We start from the raw sequence: 4,713 nt of genomic DNA on the forward strand, positions 1-4,713 counted from the left end.
GCGCACGGCGATTCAATTGATCGGCCTCGAGCCGTCGTTCAAGCTCGTGTCGAGTTTCTTCCTGATGATGCTGTGCGAGCCGTTTCATCGCTACAAGGGCGGGCTCGTGTTCTCCGATTGCGCGCTCGTCGTCGATCCCGACGCCGAGCAACTCGCGCAGATCGCCATGGCCGCCGCCGATAGCGCGCGCAGCTTGCTGATGGAGGAGCCGCGCGTGGCGATGCTGTCGTTCTCAACGAGCGGCAGTGCGCATCACGCCCACGTGGACAAGGTGATCGAGGCGACGCAGCGCGTGAAATCGGTGCGTCCGGGCCTGGCCATCGACGGCGACGTCCAGCTCGACGCGGCGATCGTCGCCGAAATCGCCGAGCGCAAGATCGAGCACTCGCAGGTGGGCGGTCACGCGAACGTGCTCGTTTTCCCCAATCTCGACGCCGGCAATATCGGCTACAAGCTCGCTGAACGCATCGGCGGCGCCAAGGCGATCGGACCGCTGCTACAGGGGCTGAATTATCCCGCCAACGATCTGTCGCGCGGGTGCAGCAGCGAGGACATCTATTACGTCATCGCCGTCACCGCCGTGCAAGCGCAAGCCGCGCACGCACGCCGCGCCCATCCCTCTCAGGAACCCCACGCCGCGTGAGGGAGTCGCCGCGTCGCCGACGATGACGGTGACGTCGGCTACGGCTAAGTCTATGACGGCTAGCGCCTCGCTCCGATCCAGCGAGCCACCCCGACGAGCCGCTTCGTATCGAGCGGCTCGGCCGGGTCCAACGTTGCGCAATGCCGGTAGTAAGCGCTCAAGTCGCGCCCGATGCCCAGCCCGACCACGTCCACGTCACGCAGCGTTTCATGGTGCAAAACGACCTCCTTAAGATGCGCATCGAGATAGGTCGCGTCGTTGGCCTGCGCAGTCGCCGCATCCATCGGGCTGCCGTCCGAGATGACGACGAGGATCCGCCGCGAGACCGGCAGCGCGGCCAGCCTCGAGCACGCCCATTCGACGGCCTCGCCGTCCACGCCCTCGCGAAACAGATCGGCCTTGAACAGTGCGGCGATGTCGGTGCGCGCACGCCGCCAACTATCGTTCGCGCGCTTGAACACCATATGGCAAAGCTCGTTCAGGCGTCCCGGATGCGACGGCCGTGCAGACGCGAGCCACTGGAGCCGCGCGCGCCCGCCATTCCATGCGCCCGTCGTGAAACCGAGCACTTCGGTTGGAAGCCCCGCCTGCTCGCTCGCGCGCGCGAGGCTATCGACCAGCACCGCAATCGTTTCGATCTGCGCCTTCATCGACGCCGAGCAGTCGATCAGAAAAGCGATTGCACAATCGCCGTGCGGACGCATCCGTTCTTGCATGAACACGCGCCGCTCGGCGGGCGAGCTGACGATCTGTGCCAAACGACGTCCGTCGATGCGTCCGTCTTCCTCGCCGAACGACCACCCGTCCCTGCGCGGGACGGCAAGCGCTGCCTGCAACTCGCGCGCAATGCGCGCGCTGTTGATGCCGCTTTCGGCAATGCGCTCGTCCAGCTTCGCGCGGTAGTCGCGCAGCAGCGGCCGCCGGGCCAGCGCCGCTGCGCGCACCTCGCGGTCGAACTGCGTCGTGTATGCCCGGTAACCCGGCGCGGACCGATCCAGGCTTCGACTTGCGCCCGGCGCCGCGCTTTCAGCACCGGCCTCGTGCGATTCGTCGAAGTCCACCCAGAGCGAGAACGCGCTCAACGCGTCGTCGGGTTTTCGCTCGTCATCGCCGCTATCGCCGAACCTGGCGCGCGCGTGCGCGAGCATCGATGCGATCCGGTGCGCCAACTCGCGCGCATGCCGTGCGTAGGCGCGTTGATCGAAACGATGGCGGCGCAACCCCGCCAGGTCCGTGCCGATCTGTGTGACGATTCCGGCGCGCGTAGCCTCGATGAGATCCTCCGTTTCGCCGAGCACTGGCCAACCCGTCACGCGCGACCATGCAATTTGCACGACCGTGTAGACGAGGATGCCGAGGTGATCGTCGGCAAGGCCCGCCCTGAAATAGCCGCGCGACCATGACTCGAAGCGATCGCGCAGATTGCGCGCAAGCCCGTGCATGCCCGGCGCAGGCTGGGCCTCGCAGCGGATCTGCTCGAATATCTCGAACAGCAAGCGCTCGATGTAGGGCGTAGGCGATAAGGACCGGTGCAACGCCGCGTCCGAGTGCACGAGCCGCATCGCCGCGCAATCGGCTGAGCCACGCAGCAAAGCGAAGTCGTCCTGCGTCGCGTCGCTGCGCAGATGCGGCGCATGCAACGGCAACGGCCGCACCTGCCGGCACAATCGTCCGCTTCGATAATGCAAAGCGGCATCGCCCGTCAGCGCGCGGGCCACCGCCGCGCACAAGCGTTCGCGGCGCACCGCGGCGCACACTGCATCAGGCGCGGACGTCGTCATGTCGGCTTCAAGGCGCCGCCGCCCGCTTCGGCTTCATGCCCTGCCTCGCCCAGTTCGACGCCGAAGCAGCGCTGATAGTATTCGCTGACGATCGGACGTTCCGATTCGTCGCATTTATTCAGGAAGGTGAGGCGAAATGCGAGTTCGGTGTCCTTGAAAATCTGGCAGTTCTCCGCCCAGTTGATCACCGTGCGCGGCGACATCAGCGTCGACAGATCGCCCGCGGCGAAACCTCGGCGCGTGAGCGCCGCCATCGCGACCATCTGCTCGACGCCCGCCCGCCCGGCCGGATCGTCCATCTCCGGCACACGAGCCAGCACGATGTCGGCCTCCTGCTCGGGCGGCAGATAGCTCAGCTTCGCGACGACGTTCCAGCGGTCCATCTGCGCGTGGTTGAGCATCTGCGTGCCGTGGTAAAGCCCGTTCAGGTTGCCGAGGCCGACGGTATTGGACGTGGCGAAAAGCCGAAAGTACGGATGCGGGCGAATCACGCGGTTCTGATCCAGCAGCGTGAAACTGCCGTCGCGCTCGAGGATGCGCTGAATCACGAACATGACGTCGGGCCGGCCCGCGTCGTATTCGTCGAAGATCAAGGCAACGGGCCGCTGCAGCGCCCACGGCACGATTCCCTCCTGGAACTCGGTGATCTGCCGATCCTCGCGCACGACGATGGCGTCCTTACCCACCAGGTCCAGCCGGCTGATATGGCCATCCAGGTTCACACGCACGCACGGCCAGTTCAGCCGCGCAGCGACTTGTTCGATATGGGTCGATTTACCGGTGCCGTGCAGGCCCTGCACCATCACGCGCCGATTGCGCATGAAGCCGGCCAGGATCGCAAGCGTGACGTCCGGATTGAACCGGTAGGCCGGATCGATATCGGGCACGTGATCGTCGCGCTCGGCGAACATGGGCGCCATCAAACCCGTGTCGATGCCGAAGCACTCGCGCACCGATACTCTTCCATCGGGCCTGTCCTGCATGAAATCCATCGTCACCGCTTTCTCCTTTGCCTCGCCGCCGAGCCGTTCGCGCCTCGAACCACATCGTATCGCCCGCCCCCGGGCCGCCCATAGCGCCAGTGACGCCGTTTCAGTGGGTACAGCGCCGTGCGGCGCGCAGCGCCCGTCGCTTTTGATCCCGAATCGATACTTTCCGTTTCAGTTTGGTCCGCGCAGCGGGGGTAGCTCTTGCGCCGTCCTTCGCCATCCGCGACAGTGAGGCGACCCCTGCGCGGCACGCATTTGCGCCGCCTCGCAGGCGCTGTCAGGAGACCCTTTCATGGAACCGGAAGTCGACTATGTCATCGTCGGCGCGGGATCGGCGGGATGTGTATTGGCCAACCGCCTGAGCGCCGATCCGCGCAACAGCGTCCTGTTGCTCGAAGCCGGGGGCGCCGACACCAATCCGTGGATCCACGTGCCGGTGGGCTATTTCAAGACCATGCACGACCCCGAGCTCGACTGGTGCTACCGCACCGAGCCCGACGCCAATGTCGCCGGCCGCAGCATCGATTGGCCGCGCGGCAAAGTGCTCGGCGGGTCCAGCTCGCTCAACGGCCTGCTCTATGTGCGCGGACAGCCCGAGGATTACGATCGCTGGGCCGAACTGGGCAACCGCGGCTGGAGCTACGCCGAGGTGCTGCCCTACTTCAAGAAATCCGAAGATCAGGAACGCGGTGCGAACGCCTATCACGGCGTGGGCGGGCCGTTGAAAGTGTCCGATCTCCGATTGCGCCGGCCCATCGCCGATCACTTCATCGCTGCCGCGCAGGAAATCGGCATCCCTTTCAATCCCGACTACAACGGGGCCAGCCAGGAAGGCGTCGGTTACTTCCAGCAGACGGCCCACAAAGGGTTTCGATGGAGCACCGCAAAAGGCTTTCTGAAACCGGCGCGCGGGCGCCGCAATTTGCGCGTTCTCACGCATGCCCAGGCCTGCTGCGTGCGCTTTGCGGGCCAGCGCGCGATCGGCGTCGAATACTTGCAAGGCGGCGAGCGCAAGTTCGTGTGCGCGCGCGCCGAAGTGATTCTCGCCTCCGGCGCGATCGGCTCCCCGCAGCTTCTGCAGCACTCGGGCGTCGGCCCGGCGAGCGTGCTGCAACGCGCCGGCGTGCCGGTGCTGTTCGATCTGCCCGGTGTCGGCCGGAACCTGCAAGATCATCTGCAAGTTCGGCTCGTGTACCGCACGCGCGAGCGCACGCTCAACGACGAAGTCAATCACCCGCTGCGCAAAGCGTGGATCGGCATGCAGTACGCGCTGTGGCGCACCGGCCCGCTGACGCTTGCC

4 protein-coding genes are annotated in these 4,713 nt (G+C 65.8%); 2 read left to right on the plus strand and 2 right to left on the minus strand.

What is annotated here, in order from left to right; all coding sequences use genetic code 11:
* Positions 1–643, plus strand: a 643-nt coding sequence (locus tag ACO1XS_RS18255; protein ID WP_486391341.1) for a phosphate acyltransferase, incomplete at its 5' end; no start/stop codon positions are given.
* Positions 644–702: 59 nt separating this feature from the next.
* On the opposite strand, the gene ACO1XS_RS18260 is transcribed toward ACO1XS_RS18255, so the two are convergent.
* Both ACO1XS_RS18260 and ACO1XS_RS18265 read right to left on the minus strand, forming a co-directional pair.
* On the minus strand, positions 703–2,424 hold the full coding sequence (locus ACO1XS_RS18260) for a cobaltochelatase CobT-related protein (RefSeq protein ID WP_486391342.1): 1,722 nt from the start codon (positions 2,422–2,424) through the stop codon (positions 703–705).
* Positions 2,421–3,416, minus strand: coding sequence for an AAA family ATPase (locus ACO1XS_RS18265; protein ID WP_486391344.1), 996 nt, complete (start codon positions 3,414–3,416; stop codon positions 2,421–2,423). Before ACO1XS_RS18265 ends, ACO1XS_RS18260 begins: the two co-directional genes overlap by 4 nt.
* A 289-nt stretch (positions 3,417–3,705) precedes the next feature.
* Between ACO1XS_RS18265 and ACO1XS_RS18270 the strand changes: the two genes are divergently transcribed.
* A partial coding sequence (locus ACO1XS_RS18270) for a GMC family oxidoreductase (RefSeq protein WP_486391343.1) occupies positions 3,706–4,713 on the plus strand: 1,008 nt, incomplete at its 3' end.

The sequence above is a fragment of the Trinickia sp. genome (assembly GCF_057351765.1).

Coding starts and splice junctions, on each gene's coding strand:
- ACO1XS_RS18260 (WP_486391342.1), bottom strand. CDS start 2,424: ATGACGACGTCCGCGCCTGATGCAGTGTGCGCCGCGGTGCGCCGCGAA.
- ACO1XS_RS18265 (WP_486391344.1), bottom strand. CDS start 3,416: ATGGATTTCATGCAGGACAGGCCCGATGGAAGAGTATCGGTGCGCGAG.